Here is an 18,151-nt window from a genome sequence, read left to right on the forward strand (position 1 = left end):
AATCCTTCACCGGCTCGGGTTTGGAAGAGTTTGGCTACTGCGTAAGTTGAAAGGACGCCATCACTCTTAGGATCACTATTGGGGTCTGTGATTAGCTGATTTAGTAATGAGACAGACTCAGTTTTATTGAAGTGTCTGTCAAGAGCTTTCACTGCTAGTTTTAATGCGGTCTTGTAGTTGCGTTGAGATAGATTAACCCGACTTAAAAGTCTAAAATGATCCATTTGCAATTGCTCCCCTGCAATTTCTCTATAAGTCTGTTTTGCAAGTATGGAATAATCATCGAAAAGTGGATCATTAAATTCTGCAAGTCTGAATGTGAGCTCAGATAGAAATAGGTACCTTAAAATGTCATCTGAAATGTTCTCACTAATATGGATGAATTCCTTACTAGTAGGAACTTTGGAGTCAGCTAATAGTACGTTACTGTAGATTAATACTAAGCAGGCAAGTTCTTCAGATGTTATTGACTTAGAATTTGATAAGCTGTCAATATCTTTCTTAATGACTTCCAATTGGGCTACAGAAGGGTTTAGGCCTTGGAAGCTAGTTTTTGCGAGTCTATGAACGAGGCTGTTTTTAGGGGTGCTAGAAATTATGTAATCATAATAAGAATTAGCGCCTTCCATATCGCCAAGTAGTTCTTTGAAGCTTGCATAAATATATATGACTTCGAAGTCAGAAGTATTATCCGTTGAAGGCTTTTGATTAAAATCAAAAGCAATGCTGTCTAAGAGATCAGAATCGCTGACTTGAAATGCTTTGGTCAATTTAAAAATTGCCCGATCAGTTGGAGAGCATAGACTTGCTATGTCTAAATCGTGTATAGCTGATTCATAGTACCCAGGAACAGGATAGAAAGCAAGAGACTGACACTGACCGCTACAGATCGTGGCTGCAAAAATTAAGAGTGGAAAATAGATGTACCGCATGCCACGAATGAAAAAGGCCACCGCTTCAATCCTGAAACGGTGGCCTTAAGGTCGGAACTAATGGTGAGAATTACTTGTCACCGTCTTTGTCATCGTCGTTGCCGCTGAGCTGCTCGCGGAGCTGCTCGAAGGCGGAGAGATCACCCAGCGTGGAACGCTCGATGCTGCTGGAGGTCTTCTTGAGCACCTTGCGGGTCTCTTCGCGCTCCTCCTTCTGCTCTTTGTACACCTGGTCCTTCGCTTCCTTGCGGATATCGTTGACGTAGCGGCTGTGGCTCACGGTGAGGCGCTTGCTGTCGCGGTCGAACTCGATGACCTTTACGGTCAGCGTCTCGTCCACCTCAGCGATGGTACCATCTTCCTTGCGCATCAGCTTGATCGGAGCGTAAGCTTCGAGGCCGTACGGCATCTGAACGATGGCGCCACGGTCATCCTTGCGGAGGACGGTCGCTTCGTGGTAAGAACCTTCGGGGAATACACCCTCGAAGCTATCCCAGGGGTTCTCTTCGAGTTGCTTGTGGCCGAGGGACATCTTGCGGTTCTGCTCATCCACTTCCAGTACGGTCGTTTGGATCTCATCACCCACCTTCACGAATTCGGAGGGGTGGCTGAAGCGCTTCGTCCAGCTCAGGTCGCTGATGTGGATCATGCCACCAATGCCTTCGTCGAGTTCCACGAATACACCGTAGGGCGTCAGGTTCTTCACCTTACCCGTGTGTACGGAACCAATGCCAAAGTTGGCAGTAATCTCATCCCACGGATCGTTCTGCAGCTGCTTGATGGAGAGGCTCATCTTGCGGTCTTCCCGGTCGATGGTCACCACTTTGGCGGACTTGGTCTCACCAACGGTGAAGTACTCACGCGCGTTGATGGGCTGGTTGGACCAGCTCACTTCGGATACGTGTACGAGGCCTTCTACGCCCGGCATGATCTCGAGGAATGCACCGTAGTCTTCGATGTTGACCACCTTGCCCTCCACGGTAGAACCTTCCTGAATGGCTTCGTCGAGCACTTCCCAGGGGTGGGGGAGGAGCTGCTTGAGGCCCAGAGAAATACGCTTCTTGTTCTCGTCGAAGTCCAGTACGGCCACGTTGACCTTCTGGTTGAGCTCGAGGACGTCGCTTGGGTGGTTGATCCGGCCCCAGCTGATGTCCGTGATGTAGAGAAGTCCGTCAACGCCACCCAGGTCGAGGAATGCCCCGAAGTCGGTGATGTTCTTGACGATACCTTCCAGTACCTGTCCACGCTCGAGGGAAGCGATGATCGCTTCGCGCTGCTCGGCCAGATCGCTCTCGATGAGGGCTTTATGGGAAACGACGGCGTTCTTGATGGTTTCGTTGATCTTGACGACCTTGAATTCCATCGTTTTGCCAACGTACGCATCGTAATCAACGATGGGCTTGATGTCAATCTGTGAACCGGGAAGGAAGGTTTCCAAACCGCCGCAGTCGGCGATGAGACCACCCTTGGTCTTGCTCACTACGCGGCCCGTAATGACGGTACCGTTCGCGTAAGAATCGCGGATACGATCCCAGGCGCGGAGAAGCTTGGCCTTGCGGCGGCTCAGGACGAGCTGTCCCTTTTCGTCTTCCTGCTGCTCAACGTATACCTCTACGGTATCACCAACGGCCAGCTCGGGCTGGTCGCGGAATTCACTGAGGGGGAGGAGACCGTCGGACTTGTAGTTCAGGTCGAGGATCACGTCACCGTCGATGATGCTGCTTACTTTGGCAGACATGATCTCGGCTTCGGAGATGTTCGTCATGGACGCATCGAAAGCCTTTTCGAGGTCGGCGCGTTCCTGATCGGTGTAGCGGCTGGCGGCAGACCGGTTGGTCATGTTCCAGTTAAAGTCAGCGTGGCCTTCACCGGTGGTGCCGGATTGGTCCGCTTCGTCAATCTCTACGCCTTCTTCCTTCACCTCTTCGGTGATGAGCACGTTCACTTTCGTGGCGTCCTTACGGATGATCTTGGCGGTAGGTTCGGCTTCTTGCTGTACGAGTACGGGCGTCTCGTCGGTGGAAGTTTCCTCGGCGGTAGTTTCTTCGGTTACGGCTTCGGTTGCCTCAGCCTGAGGCGTTTCTGGGGTGCCCTCTTCAATGTTCGGGTCTTTTTCGTCATCCATCATCATGGTTTCGGAAAGGTTTAAAAGGTTATTGTTTGGCGGATTCGGGGCCCGCCGTCCCCCTAATTACGCCCCCCGGAGGGGGTGATTTCGACCCGCAAAGGTAAGGCATATTTTAATGCTACGCACCTTTTCTTTATTGAGGTAAAATTTTTGCCAGGCTAATGCATCCCACTATTAATCAAGGTGGCCCACCACGCTCTCCGCAATGCGTCAAAAAGCTATCCTCCCAGGCACGAAAAAGCCCAGCTTCACGGGGTGAAACTGGGCTAATTAGGAGGTTGGGAACGGATTCGAACCGTCGTAGCAGGTTTTGCAGACCTGAGCCTAGCCACTCGGCCACCCAACCAACGGGCTGCAAAAGTAGCTTGGCGGTGATCGTACGGCCAAACTTTTGCGGGAATATTTATTCGCCGTTAGTGGCGAGTAAACGGGCATCCTCCGCAATTAGTTGCGGCCTCGGGCTCTCCGTCGGTTTAGGGTCGGCGGCAAGGTCCATTTACTCGGTCCTTACCGGGCACCCGCGGCAGCGCCCTGGTCCAATCAGCTACTTTTTGAACGGCGAAATAGGTTCAGGATCGGCCGGCGGAAGAAGAAGAGGCCGACCAAGATCAGCAGAAAGGGCCACAGGTAAAGCAGGCCAATCAGTACGTCCAGGAAGTTGGTGGCACCGCCCAGCAGCGCCTTGCCGGCCCGGCTAAAGACGCCTGGCTCTTCCGCCACGTAGGCATCCGTATCTTCCGTAAGGGTGAGTTGGAGGGTGGAGAGGCCCACCCGGTCATCGAGGAATTTGAGGCGGCCCTTCTTGCTTTCGATCTCCTCCTCGATGAGGCGGATCTTTTCCTGGACTTCCAGGATTTCCTCGATCGTCCGCGCCCGTTTCAGGATGGTTTGGTATTGCTCGAGGTAGGCGAGCTTATTGTCGAGGCGGATGCTGAGGTCAACGTATTCTTCCGTGACGTCGCGCGCGCTGATGCTCTTGGTCGTCAGGGTGCCGGTGCCCGCTTCCAGTGCCGCCAGGAGGGTTTCGAAGTTGGCCGCCGGCACGCGGATGGTCAGGGCGTAGGCGACGCTCCGGTAGGCCGTACGGTATTCTTCCTTTTCGTAGTAGGCGCCATTGACGGCGAGCAGACTATCTACGCCCAGTTTGGCCACCCCCAGATCTTCGACGCCGAAGGCCATGCTACCGGTTTTGATCACTTTGGTAACCGGTGCCGAAATATTTTCACCGGGTGGTGGGGGAGGCGGCGGCGGCGCTGAACCGTCCGCCATTTGCTGCTGATCCATTTTCAGGTCATTGCCGGTGTAGTCGCTGGCGGTCTCGATGGTGGCGCGGTCTTCGTAGCTATTGGTCTGGCCACAGGAAATGAGGAGCAGGAGGAAGCCGAAAAGTAGAATTCTCATGGGTTGGATTTTGGGTGCAGATGCACGTGGTGACCCAGTGGATGCACCGCACGCCGCCATTACACACTTGATAACAAATTGATCTCCGCCCGCGCGCTACTCTTCGCCCTCCAGCGGCTCAAATTCCACCAGCGGATCCCCGGCGTCGCCAAACTGTTCGTTGAGGAAGGTTTTGACGCGGTTGCGGCGGTAAAGACTCCGCTCGAAGGCGCGTTTTACACCCCGCTTGTCGCGCTCCACCCTGAAGTCCTCCAGCGGGCCTTTGATGGTGTAGTAAAGGTTGAACCAGCCCCGGCGTTGGGGTAGCACTTCCAGTTCTTCGTCGTGGCGGGCGATCTTATTGGCGATGGCCTGGCCGGCGTTCACCTTGGTGTAGTACTCCAGCTGTTGGTCAAAGCTGTGGCTGCCGCTGATCTCCATGTTCAGGGCGCTGGACTGGATGAACATCGCCGGCAGGTAGAGGGTCTGGTCCACGATCTCGAAGTAATTCTCGAGTTTGGTGAAGCGGACGCGTTCGAGGTCACCGGACTTAAGAGCGAAGGCGAAATTCTCGAGCATCTCAAAATCTACCAGCTCCCCGTCGCGGATACTGAGGCCGGCCTTTACTTTCAAGGCATCGAAGTCAAATTCACCGGCTTCGTCAAAGGCGGCTTCTACCCAGATGCGGGTGTCCATCGTGCCGCTCAGGTTATCGGCGGTCAGGACGTCCTGGGCAAAGTTCTCGCCCTGGGTGAAGAACTCTTTCACGTCCACTTCGGTGCCGGCGATGCGGCCGGTCAGTTGGCCGTTCTTGGTCAGGTCGGCCGCTCCGTCCAGCTCCAGTTTGCCGCCCATTGCTTCGGTGACGCCGGCTACGTTCATCTTTCCCGGTTGGAAAACAAGTTGGCCGATGAAGTCTTTACCCTCGATTTCCTCGTAATTCCACTCCTCAATCCGGGCGTCAAATTTTCCGTTCAGGAGGGCGCTGACGCGGGTGCGCTGTTCGGTGGAACGGGCAACGAGGTCCTCCGTCGTCCCCAGCTGAGCCGCCTCCGTCTCTTCGGTTTCGGACGGGCCAGCCAGGGACAGTAAACGGTCCAGATCAAGCGTCTCACCAATTAGGCGGGCGTCGAATAATAGCTGGGCGTCATTGGAATTGAGGGAATCGGCAAAAAGGACGGGGATAAGGTTCGTCGCCCGCCCCGTAAAACGGAGCTCGGTACCGGGGCCACTAAAGGCCAGGTCCGTCAACTCCATCTCGTTGTTCCGTAGTTCGAGGGAGCCGGAGGGGAAGGACAAGTCCCGACCATTAACCGTCAGCTCCCCATCCTCAAAGGTGACCCGGCCGCCGGCGCGGACGTTCCCCATCCGCCGCGGACGCAGCATGTCATCGTAAAGTCCACTGATGGCGAAGCCGTCCAGCCGCAGGAAGCCGTCTCCGTCAGAGATCGCGGCCTCACCCAGAAAGGCCGGCAGGGTTTCCAACGCAAAGGCACCGTCCGCCCGCAGGTCGATGCGCGGATTGTCCACGTCCTCCACGAGTAGTTGGAGGGAGAAGGGTTGGGACCGGAACTTCCCCGTCAACTCGTCAATGGCGAAAGATTGGACGCCACCACGCGGGCCTTCCAAATAGGTAAAAGTGGCCCGCAGGTTAAGGTCCCGCGCTCCCAGGTTGACGCGCGGGCTACCGACGCGGCCATCCGTAAAGTTGAGTTTTCCCTCAATGCGGGGATAAGCCGTCGGTGACCAGTTGCCCGTCACCGTTGCGGACAGGGCTAATTCGCCCCGGGTCTCCAATTCCCGCAGGGATCCGGCGTAGGCGGGCGGTACCAAAGCAATGACGTCGGCCAAACTTCCGGAACCACTTTCCAGGCGGAGGTCGGTCTGCATCCCCTCCGTCGTATATATAAGGTCTCCGACGACGCTCAGGTCCAATTTGCCGACGGATACCTGCAGGGGCGCCAGGGTGTAACGTTGCTCGGCGTTATTCACCGTAGTCTTGGCACCGAAGTCCAGCTGTTGGTGGTACACGTAGCGTTCACCCTCTTGGTCCAGGTAGTCTACAAAAAGGCTGCCCTCCGTGGCCAGGAGGTACTGTTCGGCGGCGAAGTCTCCCGAAAAGGTGATGCCGTCGATGTGGCCCTTCAGGTCGATGCCGAGTTGTTCGTCGCGGTACAGGACGGCCATATCTTGAAAGATGGCTTCCCGGATCGCGAATTCGGTGGGTTCCTCCGGCGTATCGGGGATCTCGGTGTAGGCGCCCTGCACCGTATAACCCGCCAGTTGATAATTGGAGTTGCCATCCACGTCAATCAGGACCTGCAGTTGCCCGCCACTAATGACTACTTCTTCTACGCGAATCTTGCCGAAGAGGGAGCCAAGGTCGAGCAGGAAGTCGATCCGGTCCGCGGCCAGTAGTTCGCTACCGTCGGAACCCGCCACCTGCACCTTGCGCATGCCAACGGACAGGTTGGGGAAGGTGGACCAAAAGCTGACGTCGTAAGTCTCCGTTCGGATCTCCGTCTGCATCCGTTCGTTGACGGCGCCGACTACGGAGCGCGCAATCGGCCCACCGAATAGCGTCAGAACGAGCACCGGCACAAGGACCAGGAGCAGCAGGATGACGGCAAAAATCTTAAGGGCACGCATGGCGGGAGAAGGCTATAGTTGGAAGCCCGGGACGGTACTCATCCGCTTGCGTAGCGTTTCCCGCAGGGGCTCACTCAGGGGAACGAGGGGTACCCGCAAGTGATTGCCACAGAGCCCGAGCATACTCACCGCTGCTTTAATACCGACTGGATTGCCCTCCGCGTAGAGTAGGGGATGGACGTCGAGCAGATCGAAGTTGAGTTGGCGGGCCGTCTTGAGATCACCGGCCAGGGCGGCGTTGATCATTTTGCTGAACTGTACCGGCATGGCGTTAGCGATGACGCTGATGCCACCGTGGCCACCCATCGCGATTACGGCCGTAGCCAGGACGTCGTCACCGGAGAGCACTCCGAAATCGTTCCGGCAGTGTTTGAGAATCTCGACACTCTGAGCCAGCACGCCGCTGGCTTCCTTCACGGCCGCAAATTGCTCGTGGGCCTCTGACAACCGAAGGACAGTTTCCGGTAGCACGTTTGAGGAGGTTCGTCCGGGTACGTTGTAAATGATGAGGGGCAGCGGGCTCGCGTCGGCCACCCGCATGAAGTGTTGGTAAATACCCTCCTGCGGCGGCTTGGAATAGGCCGGGCTGCTGGACATGATGCCCGCGCAGCCGTCAAAATTGTAGGTCTTCAGAATGCCTTCCAGCTTATCGGTGTAGTTGCCCCCAAAGAAGCCGGCAACGATGGGTACGCGCTCGTCCACGTGCTTGATGGTGAAATCCAGTATCTCCCGGCACTCGGCGCTGCTCAGGGTAATGGCTTCGCCGGTGGTGCCGAGGCAGACGATGTAGTCCACCCCTCCTTTAATAACGTAATCGATGATCCGGCCGAGGGCGGGGTAATCGACGGAGCCGTCCTTCTGAAATGGGGTGATGAGGGCAACGCCCGTTCCGCTGAATTTAGGTAGGTTTTCCATTGGTAAAGCTGAAGATCGCTTCGATGGCCTTGAGTTGGTCCGCCAGTTTTACGTGGGTGCGGCCATCGAATTGTAGTTGGTAAATCGGGGAGCGTTCGGGGTGATAGGGGCCCACTTTCAGTCGGGCTTGCTTTGCGGCCGCAAGGTAGTCTAAATGCCGGTCCTCCGCGGGGCCGAGGCGGAGCAACAGGTCACAATCTTCGGCCAAATACCGATCCGTCATCGGGCCCTGGGGCAGGTCGTACCAATTTCTTTCGGTGGCGGGGATGATGGTGAAGTGGTCGTTCGCCACCTCACCGGGGCTGGTAAGCAAGCCCACCAGCGTGATTTGCTGCTTGGGGTTGCCGACGGTCGCCTTCCACTTTTCCACTTGCTGTCGGTCCTGTTTCTCGGCGGCGGGGAAGAGGATGATGATCTTACGGGCGTTACCCAGGTTGAGGGATTTGGGACCGGAACTGGCGGGGTTGGGGGTCCGTTCGTCGGCGGTCATCCGTCGGTCGTAAAGGCGGTCCTTCAGGTCGTTGAGCCAGCTCACCCTAGCCGGCGTTCTCTACGCGGCCGATGGCGGCGTACTTCTCGATGCGCTCTTCGATGAGGGTGTCGATGTCCTTCGCTTGAAGGGTGGCGATGGCTTTTTTAAGTTGCTTCTTCAGGCTCTTGGCCATCTCGTCAACGTTGTTGTGGGCGCCGCCCTGGGGCTCCTTGATGATCTCGTCGATGATGCCGAAACCGAGCATGTCCTCGGCGGTAAGTTTGAGGGCCTCGGCAGCCTGTTCCTTGTAATCCCAGCTCCGCCAGAGGATGGAGGAACAAGACTCGGGGGAAATGACGGAGTACCAGGTGTTTTCCAGCATGATGACGTGGTCACCCAGGCCAATCCCGATGGCGCCACCGGAAGCTCCTTCGCCAATCACTGCGCAAACGACGGGGACGCGGAGTTGGGCCATTTCGAAGAGGTTGCGGGCGATGGCTTCCGCCTGGCCGCGTTCTTCCGCTTCGATGCCGGGGAAGGCGCCGGGGGTGTCGATCAGCGTCACGACGGGGAAGTTGAAGCGCTCGGCCATCTTCATCAGGCGGAGGGCTTTGCGGTAGCCTTCGGGGTTGGCCATCCCGAAATTGCGGTACTGCCGCATCTTGGTGTTGACGCCCTTCTGGTGGCCGATGATGACGACGGTCTGCCCGTCCAGGTTGGCGATACCACCAACGACGGCCTTATCGTCTCCGTAGTAGCGGTCGCCGTGCAGTTCGACGAATTTGCGGCACATCCTTTCGATGTAGTGCAGGGTATAGGGCCGTTCCGGGTGGCGGCTGAGCTGGACGCGCTGCCAGCCGGTGAGGTTGGCGTAGATGTCCTTACGGGTCTGTTTGATCCGGTTTTCGAGTTCAACGATGGTTTTATCCATGTCCACGACGCCGTCTTCCGCGACTTCCTTCACCTTGGCGAGTTGATCGTAGAGTTTTTCGAGGGGGCGTTCGAATTCAAGAAAGACCATTCAGTAATCTGTTTAGGGGGCGTAAAGATAGTATTTGCGGGGGAGGTGTCCTTTTTCAATTACGGCCTCTTTTGCTCCAAGGTAAACGATGTCTGAAAATTCTCCGATCTTGGGCAGACGCACTGAATCCATTAGCCACCATGCCGCACCCACGGGAAGTAAAGGACCGTATTAACGAAGCCTGCCGTCAGGTTTTTGACCGCCAATCCGCACGGGCTGCCCGACTTTCACGGATCAGTGCGGAAGAGAAGGCGTTCACGTTGCGCCTCGTGGAAGCCCTCGTCCGCATTCAGCGTACGGACCCCTTTCCGGAATTAGCCGAGCCCGTGCTGGTGGAGTTGGCTACGCTTTCCCAACTTCCCGGCGGTGGGGGTACGTCCGTTACGGCGGAGGTTCCCGATTGGTTGGGGTGGGCCAATCGCCATTTCCCGGTCCCGGACCTGGCACCCGCGGCAGCGCCCGAAATGACGAGCATAGTGCCCGGCAACGTACGGATGATTAGGAATTTACACCGCTTCAAAACGGCGGCGACGCGCGCTAGATTAAGGCTATTGAGAGCCGGAGACGGGCCCGACGCCACCGCTTACAAGACGGCGCGCAACGCCTACACCCTGGCCCGGGCCGCCTACCTGGTGCGGTTGGAAAGCAACGACCTCACCGCCTCGGTGGAGGATAACGTCGCCTTCGAAACCGACTTCCTGGCAGCACTGATCGACATTACGGGAGCGGACTTACCGGAACTCATGTCCGCCGCCGCGGAATTTGCCCGCGACCGGGTTTTTGCGCCCGCGACCTTCGTAGCTTAGACCTTACAAACGACCCAATGCGCCTGATTACCCTGCTTGTATTCTTGTTTGCCCCCACGTTGCTGGCCGCGCAAAATATTGCCGTTGACGTCGCACGCATCCTGGAACTCGTGCCCGACATCGAAGCCGGTAACGACAGCGCAGTAGACGAAACGATCTGCTTGCTGGCCTACTACGCCGCGATGCCAGACCGCGCGCTGGTGGAAAAATTGGCCGACGGGCCGGAGCTGACCAAATACCTGCGGGACAACCGACCAATGCGGGAATTCCTGCTGCGCACGGGGATCGCCCACCAAATTGAAGCGCGGCGGGTGCTCAACCCTAGCCGCTACCTCGACTCTCTCTTCGTTCAGCCCCGCAACCTTTTCCTGGTTGCCAAAACGGGGACAGAGCTCTTTGGCCCGGCCGGGACGGTGGATCTGGAACGCATCCGCCAGTCGGTCACGGCCCCAGAAACGAAGGACCTGAACCTGGCCACGGCGAGTAGCTCTGCGGCCAGCCGGGGTGACCTTACCTCACCCGACGCGCTGGTGAGCACCGCGCTGGTGGGCCTCTCCGATTTCATCGCCAAGCGGGCGCAGCAGGAACTGACCTACACCTTTTTGGAGCGGTTGCGGGAGTACCTGCGCAAGAACGATCTGGAGTACCTCTTCCCCGAAACGGCGGGGTATTTGCCCGAGCTCGATCTGCTGAATTACAAGGCCATTCTGCCGAGTATCCGCCGCGCTTTTGCCCAGGATCTCCACGCCATCAGTTATAACCTCGGTCGGTTCCTGGAGGCACGCGATCTGGATGGTTTCAGCGACCCGGCGGTGTACAACATCTTCCTCGTCTACCGAATTCTGGACCTCGACCTTCGTGACGTGCCGCTGCCGGATATCCTGGCCTTTACCTACGGGGAGATCAACCGTTCACGAACGACCGTACGCTCCGCCATCGATCTGAAATTCGCCGAGGAGGAGCAAGATTCGCCGGAGTATCAAGCGCTCGTTTCCGCATTTGGCGCTTACGCAGGTGCGGTGCAAGGACTGAATAACAGTTTCGTGGAATCCATCGACCGGGTGGACGACGAGATCAACGTTTACCTCGACGTCATGAGTGAAGTGGACCTGACGGACGCCGAAGCGTCCGCCTACGTCTCCGAACTCATCGGCCTTTCCACCATCCTCAGTACCCAACGCATGCCATTGGACCGCGCCGCGACGGCGGACAACCCCGAAGCCATCACGAACAGCGTCGTGCAGGCCTGGCTGGCCGGGCGGGAATCTTACGACTACTACCAGGCGTACCCCAGCCTGACGAAATTCGACGAATTCTTTGGTCCCGACGCCGAGGTGTTCAGCGCCGCGAAGAAACGGGCCGCGGGCCTCCGGGCCGTACGGGAGACCCTGGAACGGGAAGACCTGCTCGACGTGTACCGCGAGCAGTACACCACCCTCAATCAGGCCCGGGTAGATCTGTTTAACGTGACGATAGCCTTCTCCGACGAACAGGTGAGAAAGGCTTACCTGAACAATCCCCACGAGTTGTACCGGGATTCGCTGGCCGCCCGCATCGAGGCGGAGATGGACGTTATTCCTCACCCGGCACTGGCTCTGTTGATGAGCCTGGTCGAAGTAACCCCGGAGGACGAACTAGAAGCCTACGCCCACCTGGAAGCCGTCGAACAACGCTTCGAACGCTGGCAGACCGCTAACCGACCCGGCAGCCTGAGCCGGCGGCGGCAACTGGAAAGGGAAGAGCGAGGACTGCTGGAACTAGATGAACTGGAACAAAGCATCCGGGCAACGGCCAAAGCTTACTCCGACTTGAGGGAAGCGCTGATCACCTTCAATATCTCCCGGGCCGACGGCGAACTCTACGATGCCTACCAAAACCTGACAACTTACGAATCGATTTTCGGCATTGCCCAACAATCCTTTTTCATCCTGGCTGGCTCCAGTGATGAACTGTTCCTGGATAAGGAGGCGACCAGTATTTTTCAGACGGACGCGAACGCCAGGCAGTTATTCGCTGGTATCGCTAACGAACGGATGCGGAAGGCCGCCAGGAATAGCCGCCTCAATACCCCGGCGGCAGTGGACTTTTTACTTGACTTTAGCCTTTATCTGGCGGACTACCAGGCTAGCCGTATTAAAGGGATGGAGAAAACGCAATTTGGCGCCGACCAAAAACGGCGGGCGGCCGTGGAATTCATTACGACGACGCTGGAATCCGTCGTCAGTGCCCCGATTTTCCGTAATCCCGCCTACCATGTGGGGACTGAGGAAGTACCCGCCAACCTATCCCTGGCGGATCGCTTTCCGGCCTTCGCGGACGTGCCGGCCGTCAGTGGAGAGATGCGGGAGTTGTTCTACCTCAGCCAGGATGGGAACTACCGCTACGCGATTGATAACCTCCTGAATCTGGTCGAGATCCTGGACGTTTACCCCGACAGTAGTAAGAAGAAACTGCTGCTGGAAACCAAATTAGACAAGTTGGTGCAGGACCGCGCCGAACTCCTGGGAGACATCAACGTAGAAGAACCAACGGACGACCTCGGGAACGCTCTTTCCGAGGTAGCGGCAGTGGCGGACCCCGGTCTTATCCTATCAAGCGCTACTCCGTACACCGATACCTTGCCGGCGGTGGACCCCCGCGCGCTGGCACGATTGGATCGAGATATCGCTCAAGTGCGAAAAAAACTGTCCGACTTCCGTCCCCGCACCTACCAACGTTTCCAGGAAAACTTCTTCAAGTACGGCACCTTTATGTCGGACGTGGTGGCCGCCGAAAGCCCCACCGACGTGGAAACGGCATTAAATAATATTGCGTTGCCACCGGGGAGTTCCCAGATCAAACGCAACCGGGCTTCCAGCCTGGAGTTAGGGGCTTATTTCGGCGCATCGGTAGCCAGCGAAACCCTGGTGTTACCGGCCGACGAAACGGACACTTCGTTGGAGGATGCGCAGACAGTTGTATCCCTGTTCGTCCCCGTAGGTCTCAGCTACAGCCGGAATTTAGGTGGGCAGCGGTCGGCGACCTTGTTTGCATCCGTTCTTGATTTGGGGGGGATCACGGCCTTCCGCTTGGAGCAACGAAATAGTGGGGCGGAAAAAGCTGCCGTGGAGCGTTTGCCCGAATTTTCACTGCGTAACGTCATTGCTCCGGGGCTCCACCTGATGTACAATTTCCCAAAATCCCCCTTCACGCTGGGCATCGGGGTGCAGGATGGGCCGAGCGTGCGGAAGTATACCCCTGCGGGGAGTTCGGAGACGCGGGAGGCGCGGTCCGTCCGGTTCATGGTGACGGGGAGTGTTGATGTGCCGATTTTTCGGTTGGGAGGGGAGTAGTTAGTTGGGTAGTAGCGTAGTCGGGTAGAGGTGTGATACCTTGATTTGTTACTACTTGGTTGGTATTTGTATGGATGGAACTATTACGTGGGAGAACGGAGACATGGGGATAAAGAAAACCCGGAGATAAAGAAAACCCGGAGATAACGAAAACCCGGGGTTAACGAAAACTCGGAGCGCGCCTATCGGCGAACACCGGGCTAATAGGTTTACCCCTTCGGGGCAAGGGGTTTTGGGGCTTTCCGTTGATTATTCGACATGTTTGTTGAAATCTGCACACTCGGGAATAACGAAAACCCGGAGCGCGCCTATCGGCGAACACCGGGCTAATAGGTTTACCCTTTCGGGGCAACGGGTGATGGGGTATTTACCTTTGCGGGATGAAGGACATTAAAGACCGGTCGGACATTGAGGTTTTGGTGGCAACCTTTTACCAGCAGGCGCGGGAGGATGAATTGCTCGGTCCGGTGTTTTTTGGTGCCCTTGGGGAGGGAGATTGGAGTGATCATCTGGAGGTGGTCACTAATTTTTGGTGTACCGTATTGCTTAAGGAAGCGAGTTACCCTGGTGGGTTCATGTGGAAGCATATGCGGCTGCCGATTGGGACGGAACACGTCTTGCGGTGGGGGCAGCTCTTTACGCATTTGGTGAACGCTAGCTACGTTGGCCCCGTGGCGGAGGAGATGGTGGGGCGGGTGAGTATTATGCAGTCGGTGTTGATCACTAAGCTGTCTCGGCGGGGTGGGGGGCTGGTGTGAGGATGCGTTATCGTATGCAGGATCATACTTCAACCACACTTGGATATGATATCTAAGGAAGTAGCGGACGCAAAATTTGGGCTTTACGCTACTTATCGAATCCGCGGAGGATCAAACTATCTGGCCAGAGAATTGATGAACTGGCTAGATGTCATTACCGGAATCTTAGTGTCTTTGAAGTCCCGCAGATTTCTGGTGATGATCACATCCGCTTCATGCTCGGCGGCGCAATGGTACTGAATCGCATCTTCAAAGTCGGTAAAGGATTCATCGTACAGCGCCAATTTTATGGTGGAGCTATCTACTGATGCAATCTGGACAATGAGTTCAAGATCCTGCAGGGCGGAGCGTGTTTTGTCTCCGATGAGTTTGCGAAGAATGTAGTGGAGATGAGAAATGGACAATGAGGATATGAGGAGAGTTAGCGCACCCTTATCCCCCAAGCTAAAAACCTCGGCCGTTTCGGCGTATTCCTGCCTTTTGGCTAGTAGGTCGATGATTATATTAGTGTCTATAAAGACCTTGCTCATCACTCGTATTTTTTGCTGAGGAAATCCGCGTACTCAGATTTCAATGTTTCGTAGTCACGGGGCAATTCCACGATTCCAATTAACCGGCTTACCGTCGGCGTGTAATTATTGGGTGGATCAACCTCTTCTTTTACGATGGCGGACAAATAGGTCTCCACCATTCTCGATACACTCGTGCCGTGTGATTTAGCGTAACCTTTAGCCTTTTCGATTACGCTGGCGTTCAGACTCAACGTGAGTTTCTTATCCATGATGAAAAAGTTTTACGTATAAATATACAGACTTATACGTGTAAAGTTGTTTGCCGGGTTTTAGGTGGACCACTCCACGAGATCCAGGATTGAACTAGTGGAACAGCTCGCCATACGCATATCTAAGGTTGAACCTAGATTTAGGGAGGCAGATCAATCTTCAAGCCTACCCCACCTTCCCCAACAACGTCCTTGCCGTCAACACCGCGCGTAGTTCGCCTAAACTGTACTTACCCCGGGCCTGGTGGTGGAGTACGGAGATATCCATCAAGCTTTTGCCCTGGGTGTAGGTTTCGATTTGGCGGCGGCGTTCCGTCCCCAGCATGGCATCCAGCGTCAGCGCCCCGGACCGGAGGAACTTGATGGCGTGGACGTAAACCGTTTCTTCCTGCAGGCCCCTGCGCTCGGCGATTTCGCTAGCGGAGAGGCCCTGCCTAAAAAGATCGAGGGTCTCCTTGAAAGTGTTGGTCTTAACGGCCTTCAGGTGATGTTTAGCACCGGAGCGGGTACCGTTGATCTTGTTATCAAGGGTGTATCGCCTGATCAAATTGAGTACTTCCTCGCCGTAGCTGTTGGTCTTCTTTTGCCCGATGCCCTTAACGGTAAGTAACGCTTCACGGGTGACGGGGAGTAACTGACAAAGGTTGATGATGACCTGATTGCTCAAGATGCGATAGGGCTGCACGTCTACTTCGTTGGCCCGTTGGAGCCGCCAACTCATTAATTGCTGGAAGAGTTCCCCGTGCGCTACACCACTGGGGGTACTTTGACGGGGTGGGGCGATGACGGGGCTTACGCTGGATAACTTGGACCTTTTATACTCCGCTTGCGCTAAAGTCTGTGTCCGTGAATACAACTCTGCGGTGAAACCCTTGCCAGCCATTTCCAGGAGTTTGGTCTTAATGAAAAGCGATTCCCAAAGTTGTTCCAGCGCACCTTCAATGTCGGACCGGTCCGATCGGTTATCGCAAAGAAAATCGTAGGCGGTGAGCCGTTTCCCGAAGTCACCCCGCAAATAATTGAGGTAGTAAGTCGCGGCCGCCCGAAGCCGGGTTTGTACGGCCGCATCCGTCTCGGGCGTCACCCCGGACTGGCGATATTGCCGGATCTGCGGCTGAAAGCTTTTGCTGATCGAGATGAGCTTCTGCCCGGCCTCTTGTTTGATGGACAGGAAGCGATCAACGCCATCCCCCTGAATGTTGACCGACTGCGCCGTCAAAGCACGGCTCACTTGGTTGAACTGATGTTCTACCCCAGTAAAATCAAAAAGATGCTCCAGGCAGGTGATTTGGAATTGCCGCCGGTCCTCCCGCAAGTCCGCCTCGGTAGGGCAGTTACGTTCAGCGGCGGCGGCGTGTTGCGTGACGATGCTATCCGTCAGTACACTGCCGTGGCTGATCTTGCTCCGCAGCGTGATGCCCTCGAAGGTCCGGCACCGGCTCAGCGCAACGTAGACCTGCCCGTGGCTGAAGGAGTTGCCGGCGTCGATGATGACCCGATCAAAGGTGAGGCCCTGGCTTTTGTGGATGGTAATCGCCCAGGCCAGGCGCAGGGGATGCTGGATGAATTCACCCACGCAAACCTCCTTGGGAGCGCCCGATTGTTCATCCACCACAATCTGGTTGTTCTCCCAAGTGACGGGGTGAACCTCGATCGCTTTTTCGTTGGGGCATTTGACGGTGATCACACCGTCGGCGATATCCGTGATCTCCCCAATTTTACCGTTGTAATAAAGGCTGCCTTCCGTATCGTTTTTGTTGAACATGACCTGAGCGCCGACTTTGAAGTTTAGCTCCAAATCGTTGGGGTACAAATTCTTGGGGTAGGTTCCTTTGATCTCCGCTTCGAAATGATGACCAGGTGTAGTGAGCTTACCCAAGTTGCGTTCGTTCACCCGCTTAGCCGTCGCATTGTGGGAGGTGAGCGTAATCTGACCGGCGGCATCATCCGGCTCCTGGCGGAAGCGGGAGTTGAGTTGGTCGATTACGGCAGCATCCAACTGGTTGTTCCTCACCTTATTGAGCAAATCGATGAAAGTGGCGTCGGACTGGCGGTAAATGTGGGTAAGGGGAATACCGATCGCATCAGCCTGCTTCATCACCCGAGCCGCAAAGAAATAGGGGGTAGCGTAGTAGCGCTTCAGCAATGGTTCTTCATCTCTCACCACTACGGGCGGCAGTTGGTGAAGATCACCAATCATCAACAACTGCACGCCGCCGAAAGGGATATTCTTTCTGCGCTGTTTGCGGAGGACGGTATCAATCGCATCCAAGATATCCGCCCGAACCATACTGATCTCGTCAATGATCAATAGGTCAATATTTTGGAGCACCTGTGATTTTCGCTTGGACATTTGCCGCGCCCGGTGCGGGTTCAGGCCCGGCTCCAAAAAACCAAAGGGGAGGGAGAATTGACTGTGGATGGTCTGCGCACCGGCATTGATGGCGGCCACTCCGGTCGGTGCCACCACGCACATCCGTTTGTGCACTTCTTTTTTGACGCGGTGGAGAAAGGTGGTCTTACCCGTCCCCGCCTTCCCGGTAAGGAAAACGTGGCGGTCGGTATGGGCGACGTAGTTAAATGCAAGTTCAAGCGCTGGATTGGAGGACATGAGGTAACGATCTGTTTTGGTGACTTGGCCGCAAGTACCGGCGGCGCAAAACAGAGAGTCGTTATTTATTCGAATACTTGCGAATTTATTCGTTTAGAAACGGTTGTTCGTGCGCTTCGGATTATTTCGCAGGAGAGGTAGAGAGGAGGAGAACTAAAGTTCAACCCTCGTGGTAGAGCTAATAAAGTTTTGATTTCATGTTGTTTACACTTATAGAATAATCGTTAGGTATTAGGGCTGTCGACTAAGCCCATAAAAGAGCTAATGCTATTTGTGCCCGCCACTCCAACGTCCAAAATCTAGCTTTTAAAATCTAATGTCCCAACTGTAGAATTCAATAAAAAACAAAGCCACCCAGCTCCCGTT

General features: G+C 55.8%; 12 protein-coding genes and 1 tRNA gene. 3 read left to right on the forward strand and 10 right to left on the reverse strand.

Annotation, left to right across the window (positions count from 1 at the left end; all coding sequences use genetic code 11):
* Positions 1-1,002 precede the first annotated feature (1,002 nt).
* From rpsA to A3850_RS07200, 7 genes are all read right to left on the reverse strand, one after another.
* Entirely contained in the window at positions 1,003-3,060 is a 2,058-nt protein-coding gene (gene rpsA / locus A3850_RS07170; protein ID WP_068215184.1) for a 30S ribosomal protein S1, read from the reverse strand.
* Positions 3,061-3,335: 275 nt separating this feature from the next.
* A tRNA-Cys gene (locus A3850_RS07175) sits at positions 3,336-3,406 on the reverse strand.
* 194 nt (positions 3,407-3,600) lie between these two features.
* Positions 3,601-4,461, reverse strand: coding sequence for a DUF4349 domain-containing protein (locus tag A3850_RS07180; RefSeq protein WP_068215185.1), 861 nt, complete (start codon positions 4,459-4,461; stop codon positions 3,601-3,603).
* Between the two features lie 96 nt (positions 4,462-4,557).
* On the reverse strand, positions 4,558-7,089 hold the full coding sequence (locus A3850_RS07185) for an AsmA-like C-terminal region-containing protein (RefSeq protein ID WP_068215186.1): 2,532 nt from the start codon (positions 7,087-7,089) through the stop codon (positions 4,558-4,560).
* A gap of 12 nt (positions 7,090-7,101) precedes the next feature.
* Positions 7,102-8,004, reverse strand: coding sequence for a 4-hydroxy-tetrahydrodipicolinate synthase (dapA, locus tag A3850_RS07190; RefSeq protein WP_068215187.1), 903 nt, complete (start codon positions 8,002-8,004; stop codon positions 7,102-7,104).
* Positions 7,988-8,539, reverse strand: a complete 552-nt coding sequence (locus A3850_RS07195) for a hypothetical protein (protein WP_068215188.1) — start codon at positions 8,537-8,539, stop codon at positions 7,988-7,990. The genes dapA and A3850_RS07195 overlap by 17 nt, the downstream gene beginning before the upstream one ends.
* A 1-nt stretch (position 8,540) precedes the next feature.
* The gene (locus A3850_RS07200) at positions 8,541-9,497 is read right to left on the reverse strand and encodes an acetyl-CoA carboxylase carboxyltransferase subunit alpha (RefSeq protein WP_068215189.1); all 957 of its coding nucleotides are present in this window, start codon (positions 9,495-9,497) and stop codon (positions 8,541-8,543) included.
* 140 nt (positions 9,498-9,637) lie between these two features.
* On the opposite strand from A3850_RS07200, the gene A3850_RS07205 reads away from it, so the two are divergent.
* The 3 genes from A3850_RS07205 to A3850_RS07215 all read left to right on the forward strand — a co-directional run bounded on the left by A3850_RS07205 (position 9,638) and on the right by A3850_RS07215 (position 14,393).
* Complete coding sequence (locus A3850_RS07205; protein WP_068215190.1) at positions 9,638-10,303, forward strand: hypothetical protein; 666 nt, start codon at positions 9,638-9,640, stop codon at positions 10,301-10,303.
* Between the two features lie 17 nt (positions 10,304-10,320).
* A complete protein-coding gene (locus A3850_RS07210) occupies positions 10,321-13,635 on the forward strand; it encodes a hypothetical protein (protein ID WP_068215191.1) in 3,315 nt (1,104 codons plus the stop codon).
* 380 nt (positions 13,636-14,015) lie between these two features.
* The gene (locus tag A3850_RS07215; RefSeq protein ID WP_068215192.1) at positions 14,016-14,393 is read left to right on the forward strand and encodes a group III truncated hemoglobin; all 378 of its coding nucleotides are present in this window, start codon (positions 14,016-14,018) and stop codon (positions 14,391-14,393) included.
* Positions 14,394-14,509: 116 nt separating this feature from the next.
* Here A3850_RS07215 and A3850_RS07220 read toward each other — a convergent pair whose 3' ends face one another.
* The 3 genes from A3850_RS07220 to A3850_RS07230 form a co-directional block, all read right to left on the reverse strand.
* Entirely contained in the window at positions 14,510-14,923 is a 414-nt protein-coding gene (locus A3850_RS07220; RefSeq protein ID WP_068215193.1) for a PIN domain-containing protein, read from the reverse strand.
* Positions 14,923-15,174: a DUF6364 family protein gene (locus tag A3850_RS07225; RefSeq protein ID WP_068215194.1), complete on the reverse strand. Its 252-nt coding sequence runs from the start codon at positions 15,172-15,174 to the stop codon at positions 14,923-14,925. Before A3850_RS07225 ends, A3850_RS07220 begins: the two co-directional genes overlap by 1 nt.
* Positions 15,175-15,340: 166 nt before the next feature.
* Positions 15,341-17,785: an HRDC domain-containing protein gene (locus tag A3850_RS07230; RefSeq protein WP_068215195.1), complete on the reverse strand. Its 2,445-nt coding sequence runs from the start codon at positions 17,783-17,785 to the stop codon at positions 15,341-15,343.
* Positions 17,786-18,151: the final 366 nt, after the last annotated feature.

The organism is Lewinella sp. 4G2, from assembly GCF_001625015.1.
GTDB lineage: Bacteria > Bacteroidota > Bacteroidia > Chitinophagales > Saprospiraceae > Neolewinella.

What these genes read in the sequence shown, in the direction of transcription:
- rpsA (WP_068215184.1), bottom strand. Translation starts at nt 3,060, where the DNA reads ATGATGGATGACGAAAAAGACCCGAACATTGAAGAGGGCACCCCAGAA.
- A3850_RS07180 (WP_068215185.1), bottom strand. Translation starts at nt 4,461, where the DNA reads ATGAGAATTCTACTTTTCGGCTTCCTCCTGCTCCTCATTTCCTGTGGC.
- A3850_RS07185 (WP_068215186.1), bottom strand. Translation starts at nt 7,089, where the DNA reads ATGCGTGCCCTTAAGATTTTTGCCGTCATCCTGCTGCTCCTGGTCCTT.
- dapA (WP_068215187.1), bottom strand. Translation starts at nt 8,004, where the DNA reads ATGGAAAACCTACCTAAATTCAGCGGAACGGGCGTTGCCCTCATCACC.
- A3850_RS07200 (WP_068215189.1), bottom strand. Translation starts at nt 9,497, where the DNA reads ATGGTCTTTCTTGAATTCGAACGCCCCCTCGAAAAACTCTACGATCAA.
- A3850_RS07205 (WP_068215190.1), top strand. Translation starts at nt 9,638, where the DNA reads ATGCCGCACCCACGGGAAGTAAAGGACCGTATTAACGAAGCCTGCCGT.
- A3850_RS07210 (WP_068215191.1), top strand. Translation starts at nt 10,321, where the DNA reads ATGCGCCTGATTACCCTGCTTGTATTCTTGTTTGCCCCCACGTTGCTG.
- A3850_RS07215 (WP_068215192.1), top strand. Translation starts at nt 14,016, where the DNA reads ATGAAGGACATTAAAGACCGGTCGGACATTGAGGTTTTGGTGGCAACC.
- A3850_RS07220 (WP_068215193.1), bottom strand. Translation starts at nt 14,923, where the DNA reads ATGAGCAAGGTCTTTATAGACACTAATATAATCATCGACCTACTAGCC.
- A3850_RS07225 (WP_068215194.1), bottom strand. Translation starts at nt 15,174, where the DNA reads ATGGATAAGAAACTCACGTTGAGTCTGAACGCCAGCGTAATCGAAAAG.
- A3850_RS07230 (WP_068215195.1), bottom strand. Translation starts at nt 17,785, where the DNA reads ATGTCCTCCAATCCAGCGCTTGAACTTGCATTTAACTACGTCGCCCAT.